Source organism: Pseudonocardia oceani (genome assembly GCF_019263585.2).
GTDB lineage: Bacteria > Actinomycetota > Actinomycetes > Mycobacteriales > Pseudonocardiaceae > Pseudonocardia > Pseudonocardia oceani.
The window spans coordinates 3,293,810-3,320,120 of the sequence record NZ_JADQDF010000001.1; the positions used below are offsets into that span (position 1 = coordinate 3,293,810).

The following is a 26,311-nucleotide window of genomic DNA, read 5'->3' on the forward strand; positions in this document are numbered from 1 at the left end:
CCCCACCGCCCGCTGATCAAGGGCGGATGGTCGTGGTCGGTCATCGACTGGCGACCATGTCCCCTTGGTCGGCGGGTTGCCGGACCGACACGCCCCCCCGCCGTCGAACGAGCGACGTGCACCGCTCCCGTCCCGGCCACGCGCACGCATCCCGGCACCCGGGGCGGGCGGGAACTCGCGTGCGGCCGCTCATTAGCCTTGGCGGGTGAGCACCGACGCGCCTGACGCCCCCGAGAACGAGCTGCCCGAGCAGATGCGGGTGCGCCGGGCCAAGCGCGCCGAGATGCTGGCCGCCGGCGTCGACCCCTACCCGGTCGCGGTCGAGCGCACGAGGAGCCTGCGCCAGGTCCGCGACGCCCACCCCGACCTCCCCCCGGACACCGCCACCGGCGAGCGGGTGGGCGTCACCGGTCGGGTGATCTTCCTGCGCAACACCGGCAAGCTCTGCTTCGCCACCCTGCGCGAGGGCGACGGCACCGAGCTGCAGGCGATGCTGAGCCTGGCGCTCGTCGGCGAGGAGGAGCTGGGGCGCTGGAAGACCACCGTCGACCTGGGCGACCACGTGTTCGTCCACGGCGAGGTCGCGACGTCCCGGCGCGGCGAGCTGTCCGTGATGGCCGACAGCTGGGCGATGACGTCGAAGGCCGTACGGCCGCTGCCGGTGGCGCACCGCGAGCTGTCGGAGGAGACGCGGGTCCGCCAGCGCTACGTCGACCTCATCGTCCGCCCGCAGGCCCGCGAGATGGTCCGCACCCGCGCCGAGGTCGTGCGCACCGTCCGCTCGGTCCTGCACGACGCCTCCTTCGTCGAGGTGGAGACCCCGATGCTGCAGCTGCAGCACGGCGGCGCGACCGCCCGGCCGTTCGTCACACACGCGAACGCGCTCGACACGGACCTGTACCTGCGCATCGCGCCGGAGCTGTTCCTCAAGCGCTGTGTCGTCGGCGGGATCGAGCGCGTCTTCGAGATCAACCGAAACTTCCGGAACGAGGGGATCGACTCCACGCACTCGCCCGAGTTCGCGATGCTGGAGGCGTACCAGGCCTACGCCACCTATGACGACATGGCGCGCCTCACGCAGCAGTTGGTGGTCGAGAGCGCACGCGCCGTGTTCGGCTCCCCGGTCGTCCGTCACGCGGACGGGTCGGAACACGATCTCGGCGGTGAGTGGCGTTCGGTGACGCTGCACGATGCGGTGTCCGAGGCCGTCGGTACAGATGTGGACCCGGACACCTCCGTGGCGGAACTGCAGAAGATCGCGGCCGATCGCGAGGTCGAGATCAAGGATTCCTGGGGCGCCGGCGAGATCGTGCTGGAACTGTTCGAGAAGCTCGTCGAGCACACCCTCGTCGAGCCGACGTTCGTGCGCGACTACCCGGTCGAGGTCCGGCCTCTGACCAGGCAGCACCGCGACGACCCGCGCCTGGCCGAGGCCTGGGACCTCATCGTCTTCGGCACCGAGCTGGCCACCGCGTACTCCGAGCTCGTCGATCCCGTCGTGCAGCGGGAACGGCTCACCGCGCAGTCACTGATGGCCGCCGCGGGCGATCCCGAGGCGATGCAGCTCGACGAGGACTTCCTGCGGGCGATGGAGTACGGAATGCCCCCCACGGGCGGTATGGGAATGGGGATGGACCGGTTGCTGATGACGCTCACCGGTGCCGGCATTCGTGAGACGATCCTCTACCCGTTGGTGCGCCCCGAATAGGTCGGTGCGTTTCCGGGATCTGCGCACCGGCGGGTAGGTTGTCGGTGGACGGCGCGTGCGCCGGCACGACGACGGATATCGGAGAAACTGGTGGCGCAGATCAAGGAAGTGCGGCTCGTCGACGATCTCGACGGGAGGGCCGCGGACGAGACCGTCGAGTTCGCGATCGACGGCAAGGCGTACGAGATCGACCTCTCCGCCGACAACGCGGCGCGGTTGCGCGACGCGCTCGCGGAGTTCGTCGCCTCCGCGCGGAAGACCGCCGGCCGTACGCGGCGCGCGTCGGCCGCACCGCGCCGCCCGGTCGTCGACCGCGAGCAGAACCAGGCCATCCGCGAGTGGGCCCGCTCGCGCGGGATGAAGCTCTCCGACCGCGGCCGGATCCCGTCCGAGGTGCTCGAGGCGTACCACCGGGAGAACTGAGCCCGCCCGCGCGGGGACCCGCACGGAATGCCGCGTGACCGTCGCATGTTGCGACGACCACGTACGTGGGGCTCGCAACAGAGGCGCGCACCCGGGCCCGCCCGATACAGTGGCGTAGGCGCGAAGCACGGCGCAGCAGGCGAGGAGACGAAATGTTCGAGAGGTTCACCGACCGAGCAAGGCGTGTTGTCGTCCTGGCCCAAGAAGAGGCCCGGATGCTCAACCACAACTACATCGGCACCGAGCACATCCTCCTCGGCCTCATCCACGAGGGCGAGGGAGTGGCCGCCAAGGCCCTGGAGTCCCTCGGGATCGCCCTGGAGGGCGTCCGGCAGCAGGTCGAGGAGATCATCGGCCAGGGCCAGCAGGCACCGAGCGGGCACATCCCGTTCACGCCGCGGGCCAAGAAGGTCCTGGAGCTCTCGCTGCGCGAGGCGCTCCAGCTCGGCCACAACTACATCGGCACCGAGCACATCCTGCTCGGCCTGATCCGCGAGGGCGAGGGCGTCGCGGCGCAGGTGCTGGTCAAGCTGGGGGCGGATCTCAACCGCGTCCGCCAGCAGGTCCTGCAGCTGCTCTCCGGCTACCAGGGCAAGGAGCCCGCCGAGGGCGCCTCCGGTGGCCGTGGCGAGGGCACGCCCAGCTCGTCGCTGGTGCTCGACCAGTTCGGTCGCAACCTCACCCAGCAGGCCCGCGAGGGCAAGCTGGACCCGGTCATCGGCCGGGAGAAGGAGATCGAGCGCATCATGCAGGTCCTCTCCCGGAGGACCAAGAACAACCCCGTCCTGATCGGTGAGGCGGGCGTCGGCAAGACCGCCGCCGTCGAGGGCCTGGCCCAGAACATCATCAAGGGCGAGGTCCCCGAGACCCTCAAGGACAAGCAGCTCTACACGCTCGACCTGGGCTCGCTGGTCGCCGGTTCCCGCTATCGCGGTGACTTCGAGGAGCGCCTGAAGAAGGTGCTCAAGGAGATCCGCACGCGCGGCGACATCATCCTGTTCATCGACGAGATCCACACCCTCGTCGGGGCGGGCGCGGCCGAGGGCGCGATCGACGCGGCCTCGATCCTCAAGCCGATGCTGGCCCGTGGCGAGCTGCAGACGATCGGTGCCACCACGCTCGACGAGTACCGCAAGTACGTCGAGAAGGACCCCGCGCTGGAGCGCCGCTTCCAGCCGATCCAGGTGGGCGAGCCGACCGTCACGCACACCATCGAGATCCTCAAGGGTCTGCGCGACCGGTACGAGTCGCACCACCGCGTCACCATCACCGACGGTGCGCTGGTGTCGGCGGCCACGCTGGCCGACCGCTACATCTCCGACCGCTTCCTGCCGGACAAGGCGATCGACCTGATCGACGAGGCCGGCGCCCGGATGCGCATCCGCCGGATGACCGCGCCGCCGGACCTGCGCGAGTTCGACGAGAAGATCGCAGGAGTCCGTCGCGACAAGGAGTCGGCGATCGACGCGCAGGACTTCGAGCGGGCCGCGCACCTGCGCGACTCCGAGAAGCAGCTCCTGGCCCAGAAGGGCGAGCGGGAGAAGCAGTGGAAGTCGGGCGACCTCGACGTCGTCGCCGAGGTCGACGAGGAGCAGATCGCCGAGGTCCTCGCGAACTGGACCGGCATCCCCGTCTTCAAGCTCACCGAGGAGGAGACCACCCGTCTCCTCAAGATGGAGGACGAGCTCCACAAGCGGATCATCGGGCAGGAGGAGGCCGTCAAGTCGGTCGCGAAGGCGATCCGCCGCACGCGCGCCGGCCTGAAGGACCCGAAGCGGCCCTCGGGCTCGTTCATCTTCGCCGGCCCGTCCGGCGTCGGTAAGACCGAGCTGTCGAAGGCGCTCGCCAACTTCCTGTTCGGCGAGGACGACGCCCTCATCCAGATCGACATGGGTGAGTTCCACGACCGCTACACCGCCTCGCGGCTCTTCGGTGCCCCTCCCGGGTACGTGGGCTACGAGGAGGGCGGCCAGCTGACGGAGAAGGTGCGTCGCAAGCCGTTCTCGGTGGTGCTGTTCGACGAGATCGAGAAGGCGCACCAGGAGATCTACAACACGCTCCTGCAGGTGCTGGAGGACGGTCGCCTGACCGACGGCCAGGGCCGCACGGTCGACTTCAAGAACACCGTCATCATCTTCACGTCGAACCTCGGCACGCAGGACATCTCGAAGGCGGTCGGCCTGGGCTTCGCCCAGACCAACGACGAGCAGTCCAACTACGAGCGGATGAAGTCGAAGGTCAACGACGAGCTGAAGAAGCACTTCCGCCCGGAGTTCCTCAACCGCATCGACGACATCGTGGTGTTCCACCAGCTCACCGAGCAGCAGATCATCACGATGGTCGACCTCATGATCACCCGTGTCGAGGGTGCGCTGGCCAACAAGGACATGGCCATCGAGCTCACCCCGGCCGCCAAGGGCCTGCTGGCCCGCCGCGGCTTCGACCCGGTGCTGGGTGCGCGGCCGCTGCGCCGCACCATCCAGCGCGAGATCGAGGACCAGCTGTCGGAGAAGATCCTGTTCGGCGAGATCTCGCCCGGGCAGATCGTGCTCGTCGACGTCGAGGGCATCGACCCCGAGGCCGAGGACTCGAAGGCCGCCGACGACAAGGCCGTGTTCACCTTCCGCGGTGAGCCCAAGCCCGTCATGGTCCCCGACTCCCCGCCGGTCGACCTCGCCAAGTCCGGCGAGGAGTGACGTCTGGACCCAGCCCCGCGCCTCGGCGCAGGACACCCGAGCGGCCCGCCAGGACTCCGGTCCCGGCGGGCCGTTCGGCGTCCGGGGCCGGTGCGGCGCGCTAGATTCGCCCGGTGAGTTCCGTGCGCGCCGTCCCCGAGACGGAGCTGATGTCGGGCGAGGAGCTCTCGGCCGACGACGCCTGGCACACCGTCCGGCGCTACGGGCTGCCGCACCTCGTGCAGGGCGCCTTCCTGCGCTTCCGCTACGGCGACGGCTTCAGCCACGCCCGCGCGTTCGCGCTGCAGCTCGCGCTGGCCGCGGTGCCGCTGGTGATCGCCGGCGCGGGGCTGGCCACGGCGCTGGGCGCGGAGTCGATCGCCGAGGTCGTGGCGCGCACGGTCGTCGCGCTCTCCCCGGGCAGCAGCGACGCCCTGCTCACCGAGGTCGTCGAGGGCGGCGGGGGCGAGGAGGGCAGCGACCGCGGCGAGGTCGTCGTGGTGCTCGGCCTGATCACCGCGTTCGTCGCGGCCACGTCGGCGTTCGCCCAGCTCGAGCGCGGCGCCAACCGGATCTACGGCACCAAGCGCGACCGCCCCGCCCTGCGCAAGTACGGCCACGCCGCGCTGCTCACGGCCACGGCGGGGGTGGCGATGGCGTTCGGGCTGCTGCTGATCGTCGCGGGTGAGCCGTTCGGGGAGGCGCTGGAGGAGGTCTACCACTGGGGCGACGCCGCGGAGACCGTGTGGGACGTCGTGCGCTGGCCGATCGGGCTGGCCGCGCTCGTCGTCGCCGTCACCCTGCTGTTCCGCCAGGCCCCGCGCCGCAAGCAGCCCGGACTCACGTGGCTCGCCGTCGGCGCCGGGGTCACGGTGCTGGCGTGGCTGATGGGGTCGGGGCTGCTCGCGCTCTACGTCGTGGCCGCGGCCGGGTTCGGTGAGACCTACGGCCCGTTGACGGCGATCATGGCCCTGCTGATCTGGGCCAACATCACGGGCATCGCGCTGCTGGCCGGCATCGCGCTGGCCGCGCAGCTGGAGGCGGTGCGGGCCGGGGTGCCCGACCCGCTGCTGCTCGACAGCGACGACGACGGCATCCCCGACCAGCTCGACGAGCACCCCGGCTCGCCGGCGCGCTGAAGGAGGTCCGATGACGGTCTTCGTGCTGGTCCCCGGAGCGGGCGGCGAGGCCTGGTACTGGCACCGGCTGGTGCCCGAGCTGGAGCGGCGCGGGCACACCGCGGTGGCCGTCGACCTCCCCGGCTCCGACGAGACGGCCGGGCTCGCCGAGTACGTCGACGTCGTGGTGGCCGCGGCGGCCGGGTACCCGGCCCCGGTCGTGGTCGGGCAGTCGATGGGGGCGCTCACGGCGGTCCTGGCGTGCGAGCGCCTCGGCGCCGCCGGGCTCGTGCTGCTCAACGCCATGACGCCGCGGCCGGGGGAGACGCCGGGCGAGTGGTGGGAGAACACCGGCTTCGAGCAGGCGCGGACCGCCCGGGCCGAGAGCGACGGGCGCCGCTTGGAGGACGACCCCGATCTGCTCGACGCGTTCTTCCACGACGTCCCCGCCGACGTCACGGCGGAGGCGGTGCGCCGGGGCGGACCGCAGCAGTCGGGCACGCCGTTCGCGCTCCCGTGGCCGCTCGACGCCTGGCCCGACGTGCCCACCCGCTTCCTGCAGGGCCGCGACGACCGGTTCTTCCCCCTGGAGTTCCAGCAGCGGGTGGTGGCCGAGCGGCTCGGCGTCCCGGTGGAGGAGCTGCCCGGCGGGCACCTGCTCGCGCTCAGCAGGCCCGTCGAGCTGGCCGACCTGCTGCTGCGCTGAACCGGTCCGACAGCGCAGCCGCTCAGCGCAGCCGCACCGGGCGCGCGTCGTCGGGCGGGGTGCCGAAGACCGTCGCCGGGTCGTGCTCGGGCGCCGGCTCGGACGTCAGGTGGGCGGCGAGGATGCGGTCGGTGCGGAACCAGCGCGGCCCCTGCCGCAGCCGGCACCACGCCAGCAGGTGCCAGCGCCCGCCGGTCGCCGCCAGTGCCGCCGGCTCGACGGCCCGCTCGGTGACGGTCCCGTTCCGGTCGGCGAAGCGCAGGACGGTGACGAGCCGGCGCCGCACCGCCTCGTCGAGGACGCGGGCGACGGCCGGGCGCGGTGCCTCCTCGGGCACGCGCAGCCACAGCCGCCCCGCGATCGACTCCGCCCGCTCCCGCTCCGCCTCCGGCATCGCGGCGAGGACCTTGCTCAGCGCGCTGCGACCGTCGACGGCGAACGGGAGCGCCGGCAGCGCGGCCAGCGCGACGGCGATCGCGGCGGCCTCGGCACCGGTGAGGTTCAGCGGGGGCAGGGTGGCGCCGTCGAGGACGTAGCCGCCGCCCGGGCCGCTCTGGGTCCACAGCGGCAGCCCGGCCTGCAGCAGCGCGTCGACGTCCCGCTTGATCGTCCGTGTCGAGACCTCCAGCCGCTGCGCGAGCCACGACCCCGTCCGCCCGGCCGGCCCGGCGGCGCGCAGCTCCTCGGCTATCGCGTACAGGCGCTCGGTGCGGTTCACGTCGTCGAGGATGCCCCAGAAACGGTGACACCACGGTGTCACCGACCCCCGTCCACGCTGGTCCCATGACCACCTGGAACCTGCAGCGTCCCGGCGGCCGCCGCGTCGCGGTCCACGAGCTCACCCCCGACGCCCCGGCCGGAGCGCCCGTCGTCCTGCTCTCCCACGCCGCGCCCGGCTCCGGCGCGTTCGACCCCGACCCGGCCGCGACCACCGCCGCGGGCGTCCGGCTGATCGCGCCCGACCGCCCGGGCTACGGCGGGTCGGACCCGGTGCCCGGGCTGCTGACCGTCGACGCGGCCGCCGCCGACGCCGCCGCCGTGCTCGACGAGGTCCTGCCGCACGGCGCCACGGCCGGGCTCGCGGGCTGGTCGGCCGGCGGGCGCGTGGTGCTGGCGCTGGCGGCGCACCGGCCGGAGCTGGCGGGCCGCGTCGCCGTGGTCGCGACGCCGGCGCCCGACGAGGAGGTGCCCTGGTACGGCGAGCAGGCGGCGCTGATCGACCCGATGCGCGGGCTGCCCGAGGCCGAGGCCCGCGCGGCGCTGGACGGGGCGTTCGGCCCGATGCTCGAGCACGTGACGGGCGACGCGCGGCTCTCGCTCGTCGTCGACGGGGAGGCGGACGCGGCGACTCTCGCGGGTCCCGGCGTCACCGACCGGTTGCGGGCGATGGTGGAGGAGGCGCTGCGCCCGGGGGCGGCCGGCATGGCAGCGGAGGTGGGCGGCTACACGCTCGCGCCGTGGGGCTTCGACCCCGCCGACGTGCGGGCGCCGGTGCTGCTGGGCTACGGCGCGGCCGACGCCGCGGTGGGCCCGGAGCACGGGACGTGGTGGGCGAAGGTGCTGCCGTCGGCGGAGCTGGAGGTGGTGCCGGAGGTGGGGCACCTGGTGGTGGTCCCGTTCTGGGCCCGGGCGCTGGCCCACCTGGCGGGCTGACCCCGACTCGCGCGCAACGGGACCCCGACTCGCGGGGTGGGGGATCAGGAAGCCCGCGAGTCGGGCTCTTGCGGCGACCGTGTCGGGGTCTCGCTGCGACGTCAGGGCGCCGTGATCGTCAGGCGCGCCGTCAGCACGGGGCGGCGGGGGTCGCGCGGGGGAAGGGCCCGGAGCAGGCGCTGCGAGAGCTCGGGGTCGTCGCCCCCGTCGGCGGTCTCGGACAGCGCCCACATCGCGTCGACGTCCCGGCTGTCGAGCACCGCCCGCCGCAGGGCCACGGCCAGCAGCTCACGCTCCTCCCGCACGCCGGGCGCCTCGGAGCGGGGGAGCAGGGGGCCGCGGTAGGCCCGCGCGGCACCGCGGACGTCGCCCGCGGCCAGCAGCGACCGGACGTCGACGAAGTCGGCGTCGACGCGCGCCCGCAGCCGGTAGGGCTGGGTGCGCAGGATGCCCGCGCCGAGCGCGACCCGCAGCCGGTGCACCTCCGCGCGCACCGTGACGGTCTTGCCCGCGTCGCCGTGCAGGGCGGTGGCGAGCTCGTCGGCGGTGAGCCCGTCGGGGTGCAGGGCGAGCAGCGTCAGCACCTCGGCGTGGCGCAGCGTCAGCCGCACGTGCCCGCCGTCGAGGCAGGCCAGGGCGCGCGTCGCCCCGAGGAAGGGCAGCGACAGCACCGGCCGCGGCGTCGAGCCGGCGCGGTGCAGCCGCATCAGCCAGCCCTCGGCGAGCTGCTCCAGCACGCCCTCCCCGGCCTCGCCGAGAGCCACGCGGTCGCCGACGGCGGGCAGCGCCACCCGCGACGGCAGCCAGCCGTGGGGCTGCGCCGCCAGCACCCGGCCGCTCGGGGTGAGCAGCGCGCCCGGCTCGTCGCGCAGCCCGACGAGGTGGGTGAGGTTGCGGGCGAGCAGGCGCTCGTTGCGCACGGCGAGCTGCGCGGCCAGGTGGCTCTCCGCCAGCCGCGCCGCCGCGACGACGAGTGCGAGCGTGGTCGGGTGGAACGTGCGCGCCGGCCCCGTGACGTCGACCGCACCGATCACCTCACCGGTGTCGGGGTCGTGCACGGGGCAGGCCGCGCAGGTCCAGCTGTGGTACGCCCGCACCAGGTGCTCGGCCGAGTGGATCTGCACCGCGCGGTCGGCGGCGAGCGCGGTGCCCATGGCGTTGGTGCCGACGCTGTCCTCGGTCCACCGCGTGCCCTCGACGAGCCCGACGTGCTCGGCGCGGTGCAGCACGTCGCGCTGGCCCTCGCGCCACAGGATGTGTCCCTGGGCGTCGGTCACGATCATCATGTGCATCGCCTCGTCGGCGATGGCGACGAGCGTGTCGCGCAGCACCGGCAGCACGGCGGCCAGCGGGTGCCCGCCGCGGATGCCGCCGACCTCGTCGCGCGAGTAGACGTGGCGCGGCACCCCGGCCTCGGGGTCGATCCGCGCGGCGAGCGAGCGCCGCCAGGACTCCGAGACGAGCTCGCGCGGCGGTACCGCGGCGTCGTCACCGGCGAGCACCGCCTCGCGCGCCCGGGCGAGCGCACGGGCGTGCTGGGTGTGGTCGACGACCGTCACGGCGCTCATCGTCCGCCCGGAGGGCAACCAAGGCAACCCTGGGTCAGGATCGCACTGGCGGTTGGGTCAGGTCCACGTGCCCGCATCTGCGTGCAACCTCGTTGCAACCCCTGCCTTCCTAGTGTCCGCCATCACCAGGCTCACGACGACGTGGAGGACATCCCATGACCCAGTACGCGGCCCCGGGCACCGACGGCAGTGTCGTCACCTTCCAGTCCCGCTACGAGAACTTCATCGGCGGGGAGTACGTCGTGCCCGTCAAGGGCCAGTACTTCGAGAACCCGACGCCGATCACCGGGCAGAACTTCACCGAGGTCGCCCGCAGCACCCACGAGGACGTCGAGCTCGCCCTCGACGCCGCCTGGGGCGCAGCCGATGCGTGGGGGAGGACGTCGGTCACCGAGCGCGCGAACATCCTCAACAGGATGGCCGACCGCATCGAGGCGAACCTCGAGCTCATCGCCATCGCGGAGAGCTGGGAGAACGGCAAGGCCTGCCGCGAGACCCTGGCCGCCGACATCCCGCTCGCGATCGACCACCTGCGCTACTTCGCCGGGGCGATCCGCGCGCAGGAGGGGGGCATCTCGCAGATCGACCAGGACACCGTCGCCTACCACTTCCACGAGCCGCTCGGCGTCGTCGGGCAGATCATCCCGTGGAACTTCCCGATCCTCATGGCGATCTGGAAGCTGGCCCCGGCGCTGGCGGCCGGAAACTGCGTCGTGCTCAAGCCCGCCGAGCAGACCCCGGCGTCCATCCACGTGCTCAACGAGCTCATCGCGGACCTGCTGCCCGCGGGCGTGCTGAACATCGTCAACGGCTTCGGCGTGGAGGCGGGCAAGCCGCTGGCGTCCAACAAGCGCATCCGCAAGATCGCCTTCACCGGGGAGACCACCACCGGCCGGCTCATCATGCAGTACGCGTCGGAGAACCTGATCCCGGTGACGCTGGAGCTGGGCGGCAAGAGCCCCAACGTCTTCTTCGACGACATCGCCTCGCAGAACGACAGCTTCTACGACAAGTGCCTCGAGGGCTTCGCGATGTTCGCCCTCAACCAGGGCGAGGTCTGCACCTGCCCCTCGCGCGCGCTGATCCAGGGGGGCATCTACACCGACTTCCTCCAGGACGCGGTGAAGCGCACCGAGCAGATCAAGCAGGGCAACCCGCTCGACACGGACACGATGATCGGCGCCCAGGCGTCGAACGACCAGCTCGAGAAGATCCTGTCCTACATCGACATCGGCCGGCAGGAGGGCGCGAAGGTCCTCACCGGCGGCGAGCGCGCCGACCTCGGCGGCGACCTGTCGGGCGGCTACTACGTCCAGCCGACCGTCTTCGAGGGCGACAACTCGATGCGCGTGTTCCAGGAGGAGATCTTCGGACCGGTCGTGTCGGTGGCCCGCTTCTCCGACTACGACGACGCCATCCGGACGGCGAACGACACGCTGTACGGCCTCGGCGCGGCGGTCTGGTCGCGCGACGGCAGCACCGCCTACCGCGCGGGCCGCGACATCCAGGCCGGCCGGGTCTGGGTGAACAACTACCACGCCTACCCCGCGCACGCGGCGTTCGGCGGCTACAAGCAGTCCGGCGTGGGGCGCGAGAACCACAAGATGATGCTGGACCACTACCAGAACACGAAGAACCTGCTGGTCAGCTACTCGCAGAACGCCCAGGGCTTCTTCTGATGGAGCGGGTGGCCCTGGCCCCGGCGGCGGCCGAGCTGCTGGTCCGGCTGACGGCGGTCCACGGGCCGCTGATGTTCCACCAGTCCGGCGGGTGCTGCGACGGGAGCGCCCCGATGTGCTACCCGGACGGCGACTTCCGGCTCGGCGGCTCCGACGTCCACCTCGGCGACCTCGTCGTCGAGGGGCTGGAGCGACCGATCGGGTTCCACATGTCGCAGTCGCAGTACGAGTACTGGAAGCACACGCACCTCACCGTCGACGTGGTGCCCGGTCGGGGCAGCGGGTTCTCGGTCGAGGCGCCCGAGGGCGTCCGGTTCCTGATCCGGTCGCGGCTGTTCACCGACGAGGAGTCCCGCGAGCTCAACGGCGTGTGACGATGGGCGCCGGGGCCCGGACCGTCCGGTCCGGGCCCCGTCGTGCCCCGCGAACGAGAGGAACGACGACGATGTCCGACCCCACGACCCTGCGCACCCTGTCCGGGCTGCCAGCGGTCCCGGCGAGCCTCGCCCAGTCGACGCTCGTCATGGTCGACCTGCAGAACACCTACACCCGCGGCGTGATGGAGCTGGAGAACGTGCAGCCCGCCGTCGACGAGGCCGCCGCGCTGCTCGACCGCGCCCGGTCCGCGGGGATCCAGGTCATCCACATCCAGCACGACTCCGGCGAGGGATCGCCCTATGACGTGCGCGCGGAGATCGGCGCGATCATCGACCGCGTCGCGCCCCGCGAGGGCGAGGCGGTGATCGTCAAGAACTACCCGAACTCGTTCACGGCCACCGACCTGAACGACCGGCTCGCCCCCGGCAGCAACCTCGTGCTCGCCGGGTTCATGACGCACATGTGCATCAACTCGACGGCCCGCGGCGCGTTCAGCCTCGGCCACAGCCCGTCGGTCGTGGCGGCGGCGACGGCCACGCGCGCGCTGCCCGGCGTCGACGGGACGACGGTGCCCGCGGCGGCGCTGCAGGCCAGCAGTCTCGCGGCGGTCGCCGACCTCTTCGGGATCGTGGTGCAGGAGCAGACGGAGATCCCCGACTAGGTCGCCCTAGCCGTCGACCCGGCCCAGGTGCAGCCGGGCGAGCACCGCCCGGTGGTCGCTGCCCGCGACGTCGTGCACCGACGCCGCCGACGCCTCCGCGCCCGGCGGCAGCAGCACGTGGTCGATCCGGATGCCCGCCCAGCGCGGCAGCCGGGCCGGCCACGTGCCCGCGCCGCTCGGGCCCGCGCTGGGCCCGACCGCGCGCAGCAGCCGGTGGTCGACCGTCGCGTTCAGGTCGCCCGCGACGATCGCGCCCTCCGCCGTCCACGCCGCGGCGGTGCGCAGGTCGCGGCGCCAGTCGTGCACGACGCCCAGGCGGGCCGGGGCGGTGGCGTGCACGGCGTAGAGCGCCCGGTCGCCGAGCAGCCCGCCGGTGACGCGGACGTGCGGCAGCCGCAGCGCGTGCCCCGGCTCCATGACGACGCCGGCCGCCCGCGGCCCGGCCAGGACGGTGACGCCCCACCCGTCGCGCCGCCCGGGCCCGAGCGACGACGTGCCGCGGTAGCCCAGCTCCGCGACCAGCGGCAGCACGCGGTCGCGGTAGGGCTGCGCGGCCTCGGGCAGCACGACGAGGTCGGGGCGCTCGCGCCGCACGAGCGCGGCGAGCTCCGCGGGGTCGGCACGCCCGTGCCACACGTTGAGGACCAGTACCACGAGGTCCGACGCCGCCGCGTCCCGGCGCGGCGCGGGCCGCCGGTGCAGCGCCGCGGGCACGGCGACGGCCAGTGCGAGCAGCCCCGCGGCCGCGCGACCACGCACCGGGCGGCGCGACGGGCTCACCAGCCCCGCCCCCGCGACGCCGGTCGCCGCCGCCAGCAGCAGCCCCGCCAGGTGCGGGCGCCAGGCCAGCAGGAGCACCGCCGGGAAGCGGTCGACGAACGAGGTCCTCATGCCCGCGCAACGGCGCGGGCGCGCCGGCGGTTCCCCGGCGACTCCTTCCTGCGGCCCGCGCGGGTCGCTACTGTGGGCGGCGGCGCGTCCCGTGCGCCACCGGGTCCGCGGGCAGGGCAGAGCCCCACGGGCCCCTGGAGGAGGTCGCGATGCCGACCGCCCCCCTGCCCGACGACCCCGACCTCGGCCGGCTGCGCGAGCAGGCCCGCGACCTGCAACGCGGCGTGCGCGAGGGCGACGAGCGCGCGCTGGCGCTCGTCGCCGGGCACCACCCCGGCGGCGTCCCCGCCGACCGCGCCGGCTGGCCGCTGCACGCCGCCCGGCTCGTGCTGGCCCGGCTGTACGGGTTCGGCGGCTGGTCCGCGCTGGCTCACCACGTCGGCGTCGTTCGCGAGCACCTGCGCGCACCCGACCGGGCCCCGGTCTCCGAGGACCCGGCGACGGAGTACCTGCGCCGCGTCAGCCTCGCCTTCGGCGACGAGGACGGGCCGCTGCAGCGGTCGGCGCCCGCCGTGCTCGCCGCCCACCCGGAGATCGCCGGCGGTGACGTGTGGGTGGCCGCCGCCCGCGCCGACGCCGACGAGGTGGCCCGCCTGCTCGCCGCCGACCCGGCCCTGGCGACGCGCGAGGGCGGGCCGCACCGCTGGCCCCCGGTCGCCTACCTGGCCTTCGCCCGGCCCGAGCCCGCACCCGCCGCGGACGCGGTCACCGCCACCGCCCGTCTGCTCCTCGACCACGGCGCCGACCCCGACACCGGCTACCTCTGGCACGGCCTCCCGTCGCCGTTCACGCTGCTCACGGGCGCGTTCGGGGGCGGCGAGGGCGGGCAGCCGCCGCACCCGCGCCAGCACGCGCTGGCCCGGGTCCTGCTCGACGCCGGCGCCGACCCCAACGACTCCCAGACGCTCTACAACCGCCAGTTCTCCCCGGCCGACGACCACCTCGAGCTCCTGCTGGCCGCGGGGCTCGGGCGCGGTGACGGCGGGCCGTGGCGCCGCCGGCTCGGCACGACGCTCGACAGCCCGGCCGACCTCCTGCGCCAGCAGCTGTCGTGGGCGGTGACGAGCGGGTTCGCCGACCGGGTGGCGCTGCTCGCCCGCCACGGCGTCGACCTGACCGCGCCGCTGCCGGGACGCTACGGCGTGCCGCGGCGCCCGCCCTACGCCGTCGCGCTCACCAGCGGCCGGACCGCCGTGGCCGACGTACTGGCCGGGCTCGGTGCGCAGGTGCCGCTCGAGGAGGAGGAGCAGGTGCTCGCCGCGGTCCTCGCCGCCGACCGCGACGCGGCGCAGCGGCTCGGCGCGGACGCCGTGGCGCGGGCCAGGGCGCGGCGGCCGGGGCTGGTGGCGTGGGCGGCGGTCGCGGCGGGGCCGGACGCGCTGCGGCTGGCCGCCGAACTGGGCTGGGACGTCTCGGCCCGGGCCCGCACCGACGTCCCGGCCGAAGGCGGCTGGGAGACCGCGCTGCACCACGCCGCCGCGGCGGGCGACGCCGCGCTGGCCCGGCTGCTGCTGGAGCTGGGCGCCGACCCCGACGCCCGCGACGGCCGGTTCGACGCCACCCCGCGGGAGTGGGCCGGCCACACCGGCCACCCCGAGGTGGCGGCGCTGCTCAGCGGTCGTGCAGGAGGTCGTCCAGCGCCGTGAGGGTGGCGGCCGCGGGGGCGGCGAGCCCGATCCCGCGGCCGTGGCGCACCTCGGGCTCGCGGGGGTTGATCCGGACCAGCGCCCCGGTGGCCGCCGACGCGAGCTCGGCCTCGCGGCGCACCGTCGGGATCCCCGTGCCCGCCCCCAGCTCGACGACGGCCAGGTCGGCCCGGTGCTCGCGCAGCCAGGCGCGGTGCGCCGTCATCTGGGTCCCGGAGCGCGCCGGGTCCCACTCGACGTCGCCGAACATGAGGATGTTGGGCCGCGCGAGCGCCCCGCACGCGGGGCAGCGCGGCAGCGGCGGCACCGCCCGCATCGTGGCCCGGTCGACGACCACCTCGACGTCGTCGGCCGGCCACACCGGCTGCCCGCAGTCCAGCGTGCACTGCAGGTGGTGGATCGACCCGTGGCACTCCGCGACGCCGCTCATCCCGGCGCGCTGGAACTGGCCGTCGACGTTCGAGGTGAACACGCGCGTCGGGCGCTCCGCGGCCCAGGCGCGCAGCACCGCGAAGCCCGCGTGCGGGACGGTCGCGCGGTAGAGCCCGAGGCGGTGGCCGTAGAAGCCCCACGCCAGCTCCGGGTCGTCGACGAAGTGCACCGGGTCGGCGATCTCGGCGAAGCGCAGCCCCAGCGCGCGGTAGGGCGGGTAGGCGCTCCAGAAGCCCTCGGGCCCGCGGAAGTCGGGCAGGCCGGAGTCGACCCCCATGCCCGCGCCGGCGCACACCAGCAGCGCCCCCGCCCCGCGGAGCAGGTCGGCGGCGCGGTCGAGGTCGGTGGCCAGGACGGGGCTCAGGACGAGGCGACGGAGCGCTGCACGACCTCGAACTCGAGCACCGACGAGCCCGTGCCGACCGGCCGGGCCCGCTCGCCCGAGTGCGCCTCCATGGCCGAACCCGTCATCCAGGCCCGGAACGACTCCTCGTCGGCCCAGTGCGTGACCACGAAGTAGCGCGTCTCGCCCGCGACGGGGCGCAGCAGCTCGAAGGACTCGAAGCCCGGCTGGCCGTCGACCGCGTGCAGCCGGTTGGCGAAGCGCTTCTCCAGCTCGGGGCCTGCGCCCTCGGGGACCTCGATGGCGTTGATCTTCACGACGGACATGCCGTCCAGGTTAGCCGCCCGGGTGGTCCCCGCTTACGGAACGGTGACCGGGCCGTTCCGGGGCGCTCCGGGGGGCTATCACTGCTCCTGTGACCCTCGAACGCCTGCGCACCGCGACCCTCCCGAACTGGCGCAGCCCGCTGCGCGGCCCCTGGCTGACGGCCGCGCTCGGGCTGGTGCTGCTGGTCGGGGTGACCGTGCTGGTCGTGACCGGCCTGCTGTCCTACGCCGCCTACGAGCCGGACCTGCCGGGCAACGACGCGACCCCGGGCCGCGCGCTGCTGGGCGCCTACCTGTTCGACTGGCCGACCGACCCGCCGTGGCTCTACCGGCTGACGCAGGGCGCGCACGTCGCGCTGGGCATCGCGCTGGTGCCCGTGGTGCTGGCCAAGCTGTGGTCGGTCATCCCGCGGCTGTTCGAGCTGCCGCCGGTGCGCTCGGTCGGCCACGCCCTGGAGCGGGTGACGCTGCTGCTGCTCGTCGGCGGGATCGTGTTCCAGTTCGTGACCGGGATCCTCAACATCCAGGTCTTCTACGTCTTCCCGTTCTCCTTCTACACCGCCCACTTCTACGGGGCGTGGGTGTTCCTCGGCGCGTTCGTCGCGCACGTGGTGCTCAAGCTCCCGACGATGGTGCGCTCGCTGCGCGACCGGCCCGCCGGGATCGCCCGCACGCGCACCGCCGACACCCGGCCCGAGCCCTACGAGCCGGGCGGTCTGGTGTCGGCCGACCCCGCCCCGCCCACGGTCTCGCGCCGCGGCGCCGCGCTGTTCGTCGGCGCCGCCTCGGCCACGCTGTTCGGGCTCTACATCGGACAGACGCTCGACGGCCCGCTGCGCCGCACCGCGCTGTTCGCCCCGCACGACCGCGACGTGGGGGAGGGGGCCAACGCCTTCCCGGTGAACAAGACGGCGGCGACGGCGGGCGTCACCCAGGACCTGGCCGACGCCTGGCGCCTCGAGCTCGCGGGCCCGTCCGGGACGCGCCGGTTCACCCGCGCCGACCTGCTCGCGCTGCCGCAGCACACCTACGAGCTGCCGATCGCCTGCGTGGAGGGCTGGTCGGTCTCGCGGTCCTGGACCGGTGTGCGGCTGGCCGACCTCGTCCGGCTCGCCGGCGGCACCGACCGCGACCGCCTGCTCGTCGAGTCGTTCCAGGCGGGCGGGGCGTTCGGGCGGGTGAGCCTGAGCGTCGGGCAGTCGCAGGCGGAGCGCTCCTTGCTCGCGCTGCTGGTCGGCGGCGAGGACCTCTCGCTCGACCACGGCTTCCCCGCGCGCACGATGATCCCGGCGGCGCCGGGCGTGCACGCGACCAAGTGGGTCGGGCGCCTGACGGTGGTGACGCCGTGACCGCGTTCCGGCGGTTCTACGGCGAGCGCCCGCTGCACCTGCTGCTGCACCTGGCCGCGCTCGGCCTGGCCGGGTACGCGGCGAGCCGGGTGCTGGCCGAGGGTGCGCCGTGGCTCGCGATCGCGACCTGGTTCGTCGGCGCCGCGGTGCTGCACGACGTCGTGTTCCTGCCCGTCTACGCCCTCGCCGACTCCGCCGCACAGGGCCGCCTGCTGCGCCGCGCCCGCCCGCTCCCCGCCGCGACGGGCGTCGCGTGGATCAACCACCTGCGCGTGCCCGTCGCGTTCTCCGGCCTCGTGATGCTCGTGTGGTTCCCGCTGGTCCTGGGCGGGCGGGAGGACGCCTACACCGGCGCGACGGGCCTCACCACCGACGTCTACCTCGGCCGCTGGCTCGGCTTCACCGGCGTGCTGTTCGCCGGGTCGGCGCTGCTCTACGCGGTGCGCGTGCGGCGGGCGCGCCGCCCCGTCAGCGCAGGGTGAGCAGCTGCTCCCGGAACCCGCCGATCCGCCGCTCCCGGTCGACGAGGTGCACCTCGAGGATCCAGTGGCTGCGCTTGCCGCCGACGTCGGGACGCCGCATCGGCTTCGTGCTCTGCGGCGCGATGTAGGACTCGATGCGCTCGCCGTCGAGGAGCTCGTGCGGGAACTCCCCGACCAGGTGCCCCGCGTGCGGCCCGCCGAACTCCCAGCCCGCCGCCTCCGCCAGCTCGCAGACGTGCGCGTAGAGCTGCGCGCCGGTGATGTCGGGCGTGGCCTCGAAGTGGGCACGGGCGTCGGTCCAGACGCGCGGCAGGTCGGCCTGCAGCCGCAGCTTCACCGGGTCGTCGCCCAGCACGAACGTGCGGCCGACGTCGGCCTCCCACTCGGCGAAGACCGGCCCGAGGTCGACGAACACGATGTCGTCGGCGCCGATCACGCGGTCCGGCGGGTTCTGCCGGTAGGGCTCGAGGGTGTTCGGGCCGGCGCGCACCACCCGCTTGTGCCAGTGCTTCTCGACGCCGAACAGCTCGGCGGCCAGATCGCGCACGCGGTCGCTGACGGCCGACTCGCGCTCGCCCGCCGCGATCAACCCGCGCCGCTCCACCTCGGCGAACAGCTCCTCGGCCTGCTCCTCCGCCGCCACGAGCCGCGCCTCGCGCTGCGCCTCGTCGATGGTCCCCGTGTTCGTCCCCGCGCCCGGCACCGTGCCTCCCCTCGTCGCTACCGCCATCATGGCCCCCGTGCGGACCACGGGCGACGGGATCGGGCTCACGGAGTTCGGCGGGAGCGGGGAGCCGGTCCTGCTGCTGCACGGCCTGATGGGGTGCGCCGCGACCTGGGAGCCGGTGGCGCGCTGGCTCACCGCGCACGGCCGTGTCCTGGCCGTCGACGCGCGCGGGCACGGGGACTCGCCGGCGCGCGGGCCGTGGACCGTCGCGGCGATGGCCGCCGACCTCGCCCCCGTCCTCGACGGGCCGGGCGTGGTGATCGGCCACTCGATGGGGGGCCTGCACGGCCTCGCGCTGGCCGCCGCGCGGCCCGACCTCGTGCGCGCGCTGGTCGTCGAGGACATGGGGGTCGACTTCGTCGGCCGCGACGCCGGAGCCGCCCGCGCCTGGTTCGCCGCCGTGCCCCAGCCCTTCGCCTCCCTCGACGCCGTGCGCGAGGCGTTCGGGTGGCCGCGCCCGGAGTTCGGCGACTACATGGCCGAGTGCGTCGAGCGCCGCGCCGACGGCCTGCACCTGCGCACCTCGGCCGCCGACGCCGCGGAGATCGCCGGCGAGTGGGCGCGCACCGCGTTCTGGCCGCTGCTCGACGCCGTGCGCTGCCCGGTGCTACTGCTCGAGGCGGAGGAGTCGGTGGCCCCGCCCGGGCAGATGGCCGAGATGGCGCGGCGCCTGTCCGACGTGACGCACGTCCGCGTGCCCGGCACGGGCCACCTGGTGCACCGCGCTGCGCCCCAGGCCTACCGGACGGCGGTCGAGTCGTTCCTGGCCCGGATCAGGTGATCTCGACGCCGACCACCCGCGCCCGCACCGGCTCCACCGGGTGCAGCGCGGCGAACGCCGTCGCGGGCGCCTGCGCGGCGAGCACGCAGTGCGGGAGCCAGGCCCCGGGGAGGTAGGCGGCGACCGGCCCCCTGACGCGCCCGGCCAGCGCGTCGTGGACGGCGGCGTGCACGGCGAGCAGCTCGGCGTCGACGACGGCGGCGAGCACGAGCTCGTCGGGCCGCCCCGCGACCGTGCCCAGCGTGGCGAGCCAGATCGAGGGGAGCACCAGCAGCCGCAGCTCGGCCTCCAGCGCGGCGCGGGCGGGCGGTGGCACCACCGAGGCCGCGGCGGCGGTGATCGCCGGCTCGTCGCCCGGCCCCCCGACGGCGGCGCGCAGGGCCCGCAGCGCGGCCGCCGCGGCGTCGTCGAGCCGGAACCGCACGCGCTGCACCCGGCGGAACCTATCTCACACCGGGAGGGCGAACCGGCCGTCGTCGTGCTGCTCGGCGAGGCCGTCGACGAGCAGGGAGTGCAGGCAGCGGTCCCGCTGTGCGGCGTCGGACCAGGCGGCGTCGAGCGTCGCCCGGTCGACCGGGTCGGTGGCTGCGCGGAGCACGTCGAGCAGCCGCCCGCGGACCTGGCGGTCGGTGCCGGCGAAGCCCTGCGCCGCCTTGCGCGGCCCGTCGTAGGCGGGACGCCCGGCCGCCTGCCACGCGCACGCCGCGATCACCGGGCAGTCGCCGCAGCGGGGTGCGCGGGCGGTGCAGACGACGGCGCCGAGCTCCATGAGCCCGGCCGAGAGCACCGCGGCGGTGGCGTCGTCGGCGGGCAGCAGGGCGTCGACGTCGGCGAGGTCGGCCCGGGTGCGGGCGGGCCCGGCGTCGCCGGCTCCGTGCACGGCCCGGGCGACGACCCGGCGCACGTTGGTGTCGACGACGGGTGCGCGGCGGCCGTGGCCGAAGGCGAGCACGGCGCGGGCGGTGTAGGAGCCGACGCCCGGCAGCGCCTCCAGCTCGTCCACGTCGGCCGGGACCGCGTCGCCGTGCTCGGTGGCGATGACGGCGGCGGCCGCGTGCAGGCGCAGCGCGCGGCGCGGGTAGCCGAGCTTGCCCCAGGCGCGCAGCACGTCGGCGCGGGAGGCGGCGGCGAAGGCCGACGGTGTGGGCCAGCGCGCCATCCAGTCGGTCCAGATCGGCTCGACGCGGGCCACGGGCGTCTGCTGGAGCATGAACTCGCTGACCAGGACGCCCCACGGGGTGGTGTCGGGGCGGCGCCACGGGAGGTCGCGGGCGTGCGTGCGGAACCAGTCGAGCACCAGTCCGGGCAGCACCGGCCGATCGTGCCACGGAGGTCGTGAGCGGCAACCCCGGCCCTGGCCGAGGTTCCCGCTCACGGGTGGCGCAGCCGCACGCCTCGACGCGCCGACGCGCCGACATCCGCAACTCGTGGTAACTATTCGGATACGCTCCGTCACATGTGGGAGCCGGTCGGTCCGCTTCCCGCCTCGGTCTACTGGAGGCGGCGGTTCGTGGCGATCCTGTCGACGGTCGTCGCGCTCCTCGCCGTCGTCTGGACCGTCGCCGCGCTCCTGACCCCGCCTGCCACCACCGCCACGGCCCAGCCCGGCCGCGCCGCCATGACCGCTCCCCAGCAGGCCGACCCGTCCCCGGCGCCCCCGTCGTCGCCGGGGGCGGGTCCGTCGGCCACCGGGGACGTCGCCTCCGCGGAGGATGCCACGGGCGGGGCCGGTCCGGGTGGGGCCACGCCGGACGCGGCCGCAGCCGAGGGGACGACGTCCGAGGCGTCGGCGACCACGTCGGAGGTCGTGCTCCCCGACGACACCCCCCGTGCTCCCGTGCCGGTGCCGCCCTCGGTGCCCGTACCGCCGTCCGGTCCCGTGCCCTGCACCAACGAGATGATCTCGGTCAGCGCGGAGATCGACGAGCCCGAGCACCGTGTCGGGGAGCGCCCGACGCTGCGGCTGGTCGTCGTCAACATCAGCGAGCAGCCGTGCGTGCGCGACCTCGACGGCGCCCGCCAGGAGATCGTCGTCTGGAGCGGCGACGGCGTCGACCGGCTGTGGTCGAGCAACGACTGCGTCAACCCGACCACGGTGGACCTGCGCACGCTGGTGCCCGGCCAGCCGGTCGCGTTCGCGGTGCGCTGGGCCGGCCGGACCTCGACGCCGGGTTGCGCGCAGGCGCGCACCGAGGTGCCGGCGGGGGCCTACCGGGTGCTGACCCGCGTCGACGACGTCATCAGCCGGCCGGCGCCGTTCCTGCGCAGCCCCTGAGCCGTAGCGCCCTGAGTCGCTGCAGGCCCGGGGTCACCGGAACATCCGCGCCACCGACGCCAGGTCGTGCACCTCGGTGACCTTCATGCCGGGCGGCCCGGGCCCGGGGTCCGGCGGCACGAGCGCGTGCGTGAAGCCCAGCCGGGCGGCCTCGGCGAGGCGCCGGTCGAGCCCGGTGACGCGGCGGACCTCACCGGCCAGCCCCAGCTCACCCAGCACGACGACGTCGGCGGGCAGGGCGACGTCGCTGCGGGCCGAGGCGATCGCCAGCGCCATCGCGAGGTCGGCGGCGGGCTCGGTGACCCGCATCCCGCCGACGGTCGCCGCGTAGACCTCCGCGTCGTGCAGCCGCACCCCGGCGCGCTTCTCCAGCACGGCGAGCAGCATCGCGACGCGGGCGTTGTCGAGCCCGCTGACGGCCCGGCGCGGGCTCGGGATGTCCTTGCCGGTGACGAGCGCCTGGAGCTCGGCGGGCAGCGGCCGCCGCCCGTCCATGACGACCGTGACGGCGGTGCCGGGCACCGGCGGCCCGCCGAAGCGGGCCAGGAACAGGCCCGAGGGATCGGGCAGGCCGACGATCCCGGAGTCGCGCAGCTCGAAGCAGCCCACCTCGTCGGCGGGGCCGAAGCGGTTCTTGACGCCCCGGACCATGCGCAGCGTGGAGTGCTTGTCGCCCTCGAAGGACAGGACGACGTCGACGAGGTGCTCGAGCACGCGCGGCCCGGCGATGCCGCCGTCCTTCGTGACGTGTCCCACGAGGACGACCGGCAGCCCGCGGTCCTTGGCGAGACCGGTGAGGGCGACGGTGACCGCGCGGGTCTGCGTCACCCCGCCCGGTGAGCCGTCGACGTCGGCCGTGGACATCGTCTGGATGGAGTCGACGACGAGCAGGTCGGGTCGCAGCTCGTCGATGTGGGCGACGATCGCGCCCAGGTCGGACTCCGCGGCCAGGTACAGCTCGTCGTGGACGGCGCCGGTGCGCTCGGCGCGCAGCCGCACCTGCCCCGCCGACTCCTCGCCCGTGACGTACAGCACGCGCCCGGTGGCCTTCGCGGCCACCTCCAGGAGCAGTGTGGACTTCCCGACACCGGGCTCGCCCGCGAGCAGCACCACCGCGCCCGGGACGATGCCGCCGCCGAGCACGCGGTCCAGTTCGGACACCCCGGTGGAGCGGGCGCGGGCGACGTCGAGACCGACGTCGCCGATGCGCCGCGCGGGGGAGCTGGGCGCGCCGGCCGCGACCACCCGCGGGCGTGCCGGGGCGGCCGCCGCGGCCGTGGCCTCCAGCGAGCCCCAGGCCTGGCAGGACGGGCAGCGCCCGACCCACTGCGCGGCCTGGTGGCCGCACTCCGAGCAGCGGTAGGTGCTGCGCGGGGCCCGGGTGCGGCCGGTCACGGCGTCACGCGCCGGGCTCGTCCTCGCGGGGCTCCTCGGTGGCGCCGACGGGCACGTTGACGGTGACCTCGCCCGCACGCTCGAAGACCAGCGTGACGTCGTAGGAGACGCCGGCGCGGATGTCGTCGAGCAGGCCGGTGAGCACGATCTGGGTGCCCTCGGCCTCGGCGCCCGACTCCGGCGGCGCGGGCGCACCGGAAGGCGCGCCGGTGGCGGCCGCGCTGGTGGGGGCGGGGCTGGTCGTGGGGGCGGCCGACGGGGAGCGCGTGCCGGTGGCCGGCGACTCCTCGGCGGCGATCTCGCCCTCGACGGCGATCGAGCGGCCGGCGGGGATCTCGGTGACCCCGGCGATCGTCACCGAGCTCGCCCAGGGGCTGCTCGCGGAGACCAGGGTGTCGGCCTCCTCGCCCTCGTTGATGATGAAGAGGTTCAGCGGGGCGTCCGAGCCGCGGGTGTACACCACGCCGTTCTGGACCGGCTGCTCGCCGTAGACGATGACGGCGTCGCGGACGGCGATCGCGCCGACCACCGCGTTGCTGCCGTTGACCGCCGCGACCTGCTCGGCGGTGCCGGCGATCTGGCCGGCCCCGCAGCCGGTCAGTGCCAGGGCCCCGACCAGCACGCCGGCGAGGAGGCCGGACCTCGCTGGCGCGGCGGTGCGGTGGGTGCGCGCGGTGCGGCTCACGGTGGCATCGTCCTTTCCGCGCCGGCGTGGATTCGTCGCGCTCCGGGCGCACCGGCGACCAGGGCTTCCAGCCTAGTCACGGGATCACGACGGGCTGGACGCGGCTGTGCCCACCACGTTTGCCTCTGCTTGTCAAGCCCCTGACCTGCGACGACGGCGCGGCCCACGCGGCGGGGTGCTGGTCGGCCGTGTTAACCTGGGTGCAGCGAAAGGGGCTATGGACACATGGTTTTCAAGGTCGGAGAGACCGTTGTCTACCCGCACCACGGTGCCGCTCTCATCGAGGCCATCGAAACCCGGACCATCAAGGGCGAGGAGCGCAAGTACCTCGTCCTGAAGGTGGCCCAGGGGGATCTCACGGTGCGTGTTCCCGCCGAGAACGCCGAGGTCGTCGGCGTTCGTGACGTGGTGGGGCAAGAGGGTCTCGACAAGGTGTTCGAGGTGCTTCGCGCACCGCACACCGAGGAGCCCACCAACTGGTCGCGCCGGTACAAGGCGAACCTCGAGAAGCTGGCGTCGGGCGACGTCAACAAGGTGGCCGAGGTCGTCCGCGACCTGTGGCGCCGTGAGAAGGACCGTGGGCTGTCCGCGGGCGAGAAGCGCATGCTGGCCAAGGCCCGGCAGATCCTCGTCAGCGAGCTCGCCCTGGCCGAGGGCACCGACGAGGAGCGCGCCGAGGTCCTCCTCGACGAGGTCCTCGCCACCGCCAGCGCCTGATCCCGCACCGCGTGCACGTCCACGCGGTCGTGATCGTCGCCGGATTCCCGGACGTCCTCACCCCCCTGCGGAGCGCCCCCCTCGTGGTGCGCTCCGTGCGGGTGGTGCTGGCCGTGCCGGGGATCCTGCGCGCCGACGTGCTGGTGGCGCCGCCGGGTTCCGGTGCGCCGCGATCCGATGTGGAGCACGCCGCGTTGGTGTCCGCTGTGGACGCCGCGTGCGCAGGGCTGCCCGTCGCCGTGCACGGCTCCGTCGCTGCTCTCTGGGCACACGGCGGTCAACGACCGGGTGGCATGTTTGGTGACGGTCCGGTCACCTCCGGTTCCTGCCTGCTCGTCCACGACGCCGCGCGGCCCCTCGTCCCGGTGGCGACGGCACGCTCCGTCGTCGACGCGGTGCTGGCCGGGCACCGGGCCGTGGTGCCCGTGCTGCCGCTGGCCGACACCGTCAAGGAGGTCGCCGCGGGCGGTCTGCTGCACGGTGGCCCCGACCGCGCCGCGCTGCGCGTGGTGCAGACGCCCCAGGGCTTCGACGGCGCACTGGCCGCGTCCGTGATCGCCGCCGCGCTCCCGGATCCGGTGCTGGCGTGGACCGGGGCGGGTGGCAGCGTGCACACCGTGCCCGGACACCCGCTCGCGTTCGCCGTCCACGACGACTGGGACCGCGGTCTCGCCGAGCGCGCCCTGGCGGGTCCGTCGTGAGGGTCGGCATCGGCACCGACGTGCACCCGGTCGAGGCCGGGCGCCCCTGCTGGGTCGCGGGGCTGCTCTGGCCCGGCGTCGACGGCTGCGCGGGGCACTCCGACGGCGATGTCGCCGCCCACGCACTGTGCGACGCCCTGCTGTCGGCCGCCGCGCTCGGCGACCTCGGCGCGGTGTTCGGCACCGGCCGCCCGGAGTGGTCGGGCGCGAGCGGGGTCACACTGCTCACCGAGGTGCGCCGGCTCGTGGAGGACGCCGGGTGGACCGTCGGGAACGCGGCGGTGCAGGTGATCGGCAACGCCCCGAAGATCGGCACCCGGCGCACGGAGGCCCAAGAGGTCCTCTCCGACGCCGTCGGCGGCCCGGTCGCGGTGTCCGGCACGACCACCGACGGCCTGGGCCTGACGGGCCGGGGCGAGGGCATCGCGGCCGTCGCGACGGCCCTCCTCCTCCCCACGCCCTAACCCCCGCGAGTTGCCGCCCGTGCCCGGGGTGTTGGCCGTCAGGCGGCCAAGACGCCGGGCGGCGGCGGCAAACTCGGCGGGGTCAGTCCATCGGTCGCGCCACCATCCACAGGTGGCCGAACGGATCGGCGAGCCGGCCGCCGCGCTCCCCGTACTCCTGGTCGGCCACGGGGAACACGACGGTCGCCCCCTGCGCGACCATCCGGTCGGCCACCGCGTCGGGGTCGTCGACGTACAGCGCGACGATCACCGGCACGGCGCCCGCGGTCGGGGCGGGGTCGTACTCGTCGGCGTCCTTGACGGCGAACTTCACGCCGTCCACGACCACCATCGCGTGCACGACGTTGCCGTCGGGCCCGGTGAACCGCTCGCTCACCTCCCCTGCGAAGGCGGCGGAGTAGAAGGCCAGGGCCTCGTCGGCACCGGCCACGACGAGGCGCGGGTAGAGATCGGTCATGGGCGCCAGGGTGACGCACCGCGCGGCGCCGCGTCGTGGACAAAGCGGATGTCCCCTGCTAGGAGCGGCGC

Annotated in this window: 28 protein-coding genes; 17 read left to right on the forward strand and 11 right to left on the reverse strand. The window is 74.7% G+C overall.

Annotation, left to right across the window (positions count from 1 at the left end):
* Positions 1-253: 253 nt before the first annotated feature.
* The 5 genes from lysS to I4I82_RS16550 all read left to right on the forward strand — a co-directional run bounded on the left by lysS (position 254) and on the right by I4I82_RS16550 (position 6,630).
* Complete coding sequence (gene lysS, locus I4I82_RS16530) at positions 254-1,708, forward strand: lysine--tRNA ligase (protein WP_218596492.1); 1,455 nt, start codon at positions 254-256, stop codon at positions 1,706-1,708.
* A gap of 90 nt (positions 1,709-1,798) precedes the next feature.
* Positions 1,799-2,131: a histone-like nucleoid-structuring protein Lsr2 gene (locus I4I82_RS16535; protein WP_218593429.1), complete on the forward strand. Its 333-nt coding sequence runs from the start codon at positions 1,799-1,801 to the stop codon at positions 2,129-2,131.
* Between the two features lie 152 nt (positions 2,132-2,283).
* Positions 2,284-4,827, forward strand: coding sequence for an ATP-dependent Clp protease ATP-binding subunit (locus tag I4I82_RS16540; RefSeq protein WP_218593428.1), 2,544 nt, complete (start codon positions 2,284-2,286; stop codon positions 4,825-4,827).
* Between the two features lie 113 nt (positions 4,828-4,940).
* Positions 4,941-5,945, forward strand: a complete 1,005-nt coding sequence (locus I4I82_RS16545) for a YihY/virulence factor BrkB family protein (RefSeq protein ID WP_218593427.1) — start codon at positions 4,941-4,943, stop codon at positions 5,943-5,945.
* A 10-nt stretch (positions 5,946-5,955) separates the two neighbouring features.
* Positions 5,956-6,630, forward strand: a complete 675-nt coding sequence (locus I4I82_RS16550; protein WP_218593426.1) for an alpha/beta fold hydrolase — start codon at positions 5,956-5,958, stop codon at positions 6,628-6,630.
* A gap of 22 nt (positions 6,631-6,652) precedes the next feature.
* Here the strand turns inward: I4I82_RS16550 and I4I82_RS16555 are convergent, their stop codons facing one another.
* A complete protein-coding gene (locus tag I4I82_RS16555) occupies positions 6,653-7,348 on the reverse strand; it encodes a helix-turn-helix transcriptional regulator (RefSeq protein ID WP_218593425.1) in 696 nt (231 codons plus the stop codon).
* Positions 7,349-7,413: 65 nt separating this feature from the next.
* Between I4I82_RS16555 and I4I82_RS16560 the strand changes: the two genes are divergently transcribed.
* The gene (locus I4I82_RS16560; protein ID WP_218593424.1) at positions 7,414-8,283 is read left to right on the forward strand and encodes an alpha/beta fold hydrolase; all 870 of its coding nucleotides are present in this window, start codon (positions 7,414-7,416) and stop codon (positions 8,281-8,283) included.
* A gap of 101 nt (positions 8,284-8,384) precedes the next feature.
* Here I4I82_RS16560 and I4I82_RS16565 read toward each other — a convergent pair whose 3' ends face one another.
* Positions 8,385-9,851: a GAF domain-containing protein gene (locus tag I4I82_RS16565; protein ID WP_218595846.1), complete on the reverse strand. Its 1,467-nt coding sequence runs from the start codon at positions 9,849-9,851 to the stop codon at positions 8,385-8,387.
* A 155-nt stretch (positions 9,852-10,006) separates the two neighbouring features.
* Between I4I82_RS16565 and exaC the strand changes: the two genes are divergently transcribed.
* The 3 genes from exaC (at position 10,007) to I4I82_RS16580 (ending at position 12,569) form a co-directional block, all read left to right on the forward strand.
* Entirely contained in the window at positions 10,007-11,530 is a 1,524-nt protein-coding gene (exaC, locus tag I4I82_RS16570; protein WP_218593144.1) for an acetaldehyde dehydrogenase ExaC, read from the forward strand.
* The gene (locus tag I4I82_RS16575) at positions 11,530-11,904 is read left to right on the forward strand and encodes a DUF779 domain-containing protein (protein ID WP_218593143.1); all 375 of its coding nucleotides are present in this window, start codon (positions 11,530-11,532) and stop codon (positions 11,902-11,904) included. The genes exaC and I4I82_RS16575 overlap by 1 nt, the downstream gene beginning before the upstream one ends.
* Before the next feature lie 71 nt (positions 11,905-11,975).
* A complete protein-coding gene (locus I4I82_RS16580) occupies positions 11,976-12,569 on the forward strand; it encodes an isochorismatase family protein (RefSeq protein ID WP_218593142.1) in 594 nt (197 codons plus the stop codon).
* 6 nt (positions 12,570-12,575) lie between these two features.
* Here the strand turns inward: I4I82_RS16580 and I4I82_RS16585 are convergent, their stop codons facing one another.
* Positions 12,576-13,460, reverse strand: coding sequence for an endonuclease/exonuclease/phosphatase family protein (locus tag I4I82_RS16585; protein ID WP_218593141.1), 885 nt, complete (start codon positions 13,458-13,460; stop codon positions 12,576-12,578).
* A gap of 149 nt (positions 13,461-13,609) precedes the next feature.
* Here I4I82_RS16585 and I4I82_RS16590 point away from each other — a divergent pair, with 149 nt between their 5' ends.
* Entirely contained in the window at positions 13,610-15,106 is a 1,497-nt protein-coding gene (locus I4I82_RS16590) for a hypothetical protein (RefSeq protein WP_218593140.1), read from the forward strand.
* On the opposite strand, the gene I4I82_RS16595 is transcribed toward I4I82_RS16590, so the two are convergent.
* Both I4I82_RS16595 and I4I82_RS16600 read right to left on the reverse strand, forming a co-directional pair.
* Complete coding sequence (locus I4I82_RS16595; RefSeq protein ID WP_218593139.1) at positions 15,072-15,815, reverse strand: SIR2 family NAD-dependent protein deacylase; 744 nt, start codon at positions 15,813-15,815, stop codon at positions 15,072-15,074. The genes I4I82_RS16590 and I4I82_RS16595 overlap by 35 nt on opposite strands.
* 83 nt (positions 15,816-15,898) lie before the next feature.
* Positions 15,899-16,207: an antibiotic biosynthesis monooxygenase family protein gene (locus I4I82_RS16600; RefSeq protein WP_218593138.1), complete on the reverse strand. Its 309-nt coding sequence runs from the start codon at positions 16,205-16,207 to the stop codon at positions 15,899-15,901.
* A gap of 89 nt (positions 16,208-16,296) precedes the next feature.
* Here I4I82_RS16600 and I4I82_RS16605 point away from each other — a divergent pair, with 89 nt between their 5' ends.
* Together I4I82_RS16605 and I4I82_RS16610 are read left to right on the forward strand one after the other, a co-directional pair.
* Positions 16,297-17,556, forward strand: a complete 1,260-nt coding sequence (locus I4I82_RS16605) for a molybdopterin-dependent oxidoreductase (RefSeq protein ID WP_226370094.1) — start codon at positions 16,297-16,299, stop codon at positions 17,554-17,556.
* The gene (locus I4I82_RS16610; RefSeq protein WP_218593946.1) at positions 17,553-18,038 is read left to right on the forward strand and encodes a hypothetical protein; all 486 of its coding nucleotides are present in this window, start codon (positions 17,553-17,555) and stop codon (positions 18,036-18,038) included. Before I4I82_RS16605 ends, I4I82_RS16610 begins: the two co-directional genes overlap by 4 nt.
* Here I4I82_RS16610 and I4I82_RS16615 read toward each other — a convergent pair.
* Positions 18,025-18,741 carry a M24 family metallopeptidase gene (locus tag I4I82_RS16615; RefSeq protein ID WP_226370095.1) on the reverse strand — a complete coding sequence of 239 codons (717 nt, stop codon included), beginning with the start codon at positions 18,739-18,741 and terminating at the stop codon, positions 18,025-18,027. The genes I4I82_RS16610 and I4I82_RS16615 overlap by 14 nt on opposite strands.
* Positions 18,742-18,778: 37 nt before the next feature.
* Between I4I82_RS16615 and I4I82_RS16620 the strand changes: the two genes are divergently transcribed.
* The gene (locus I4I82_RS16620; RefSeq protein WP_226370096.1) at positions 18,779-19,546 is read left to right on the forward strand and encodes an alpha/beta fold hydrolase; all 768 of its coding nucleotides are present in this window, start codon (positions 18,779-18,781) and stop codon (positions 19,544-19,546) included.
* On the opposite strand, the gene I4I82_RS16625 is transcribed toward I4I82_RS16620, so the two are convergent.
* Together I4I82_RS16625 and I4I82_RS16630 are read right to left on the reverse strand one after the other, a co-directional pair.
* Positions 19,539-19,979, reverse strand: coding sequence for a 2'-5' RNA ligase family protein (locus I4I82_RS16625; RefSeq protein ID WP_218593949.1), 441 nt, complete (start codon positions 19,977-19,979; stop codon positions 19,539-19,541). The two genes, I4I82_RS16620 and I4I82_RS16625, sit on opposite strands and share 8 nt — an antisense overlap.
* A 15-nt stretch (positions 19,980-19,994) precedes the next feature.
* The gene (locus tag I4I82_RS16630) at positions 19,995-20,858 is read right to left on the reverse strand and encodes an HhH-GPD family protein (protein WP_226370097.1); all 864 of its coding nucleotides are present in this window, start codon (positions 20,856-20,858) and stop codon (positions 19,995-19,997) included.
* Positions 20,859-21,002: 144 nt separating this feature from the next.
* Here I4I82_RS16630 and I4I82_RS16635 point away from each other — a divergent pair, with 144 nt between their 5' ends.
* Positions 21,003-21,821: a hypothetical protein gene (locus I4I82_RS16635; RefSeq protein WP_218595847.1), complete on the forward strand. Its 819-nt coding sequence runs from the start codon at positions 21,003-21,005 to the stop codon at positions 21,819-21,821.
* Between the two features lie 33 nt (positions 21,822-21,854).
* Here the strand turns inward: I4I82_RS16635 and radA are convergent, their stop codons facing one another.
* Positions 21,855-23,216, reverse strand: coding sequence for a DNA repair protein RadA (gene radA, locus I4I82_RS16640; protein WP_218593951.1), 1,362 nt, complete (start codon positions 23,214-23,216; stop codon positions 21,855-21,857).
* 4 nt (positions 23,217-23,220) lie between these two features.
* The gene (locus tag I4I82_RS16645; RefSeq protein WP_218595848.1) at positions 23,221-23,901 is read right to left on the reverse strand and encodes a copper chaperone PCu(A)C domain-containing protein; all 681 of its coding nucleotides are present in this window, start codon (positions 23,899-23,901) and stop codon (positions 23,221-23,223) included.
* A gap of 225 nt (positions 23,902-24,126) precedes the next feature.
* On the opposite strand from I4I82_RS16645, the gene I4I82_RS16650 reads away from it, so the two are divergent.
* The 3 genes from I4I82_RS16650 to ispF are packed head-to-tail and all read left to right on the forward strand — an operon-like array spanning position 24,127 to position 25,783.
* A complete protein-coding gene (locus I4I82_RS16650) occupies positions 24,127-24,618 on the forward strand; it encodes a CarD family transcriptional regulator (RefSeq protein WP_172156854.1) in 492 nt (163 codons plus the stop codon).
* 11 nt (positions 24,619-24,629) lie between these two features.
* On the forward strand, positions 24,630-25,319 hold the full coding sequence (locus I4I82_RS16655; protein ID WP_226370098.1) for an IspD/TarI family cytidylyltransferase: 690 nt from the start codon (positions 24,630-24,632) through the stop codon (positions 25,317-25,319).
* Positions 25,316-25,783 carry a 2-C-methyl-D-erythritol 2,4-cyclodiphosphate synthase gene (gene ispF / locus I4I82_RS16660; protein ID WP_218591754.1) on the forward strand — a complete coding sequence of 156 codons (468 nt, stop codon included), beginning with the start codon at positions 25,316-25,318 and terminating at the stop codon, positions 25,781-25,783. The genes I4I82_RS16655 and ispF overlap by 4 nt, the downstream gene beginning before the upstream one ends.
* 82 nt (positions 25,784-25,865) lie before the next feature.
* On the opposite strand, the gene I4I82_RS16665 is transcribed toward ispF, so the two are convergent.
* On the reverse strand, positions 25,866-26,240 hold the full coding sequence (locus tag I4I82_RS16665) for a VOC family protein (protein WP_225920612.1): 375 nt from the start codon (positions 26,238-26,240) through the stop codon (positions 25,866-25,868).
* Positions 26,241-26,311: the final 71 nt, after the last annotated feature.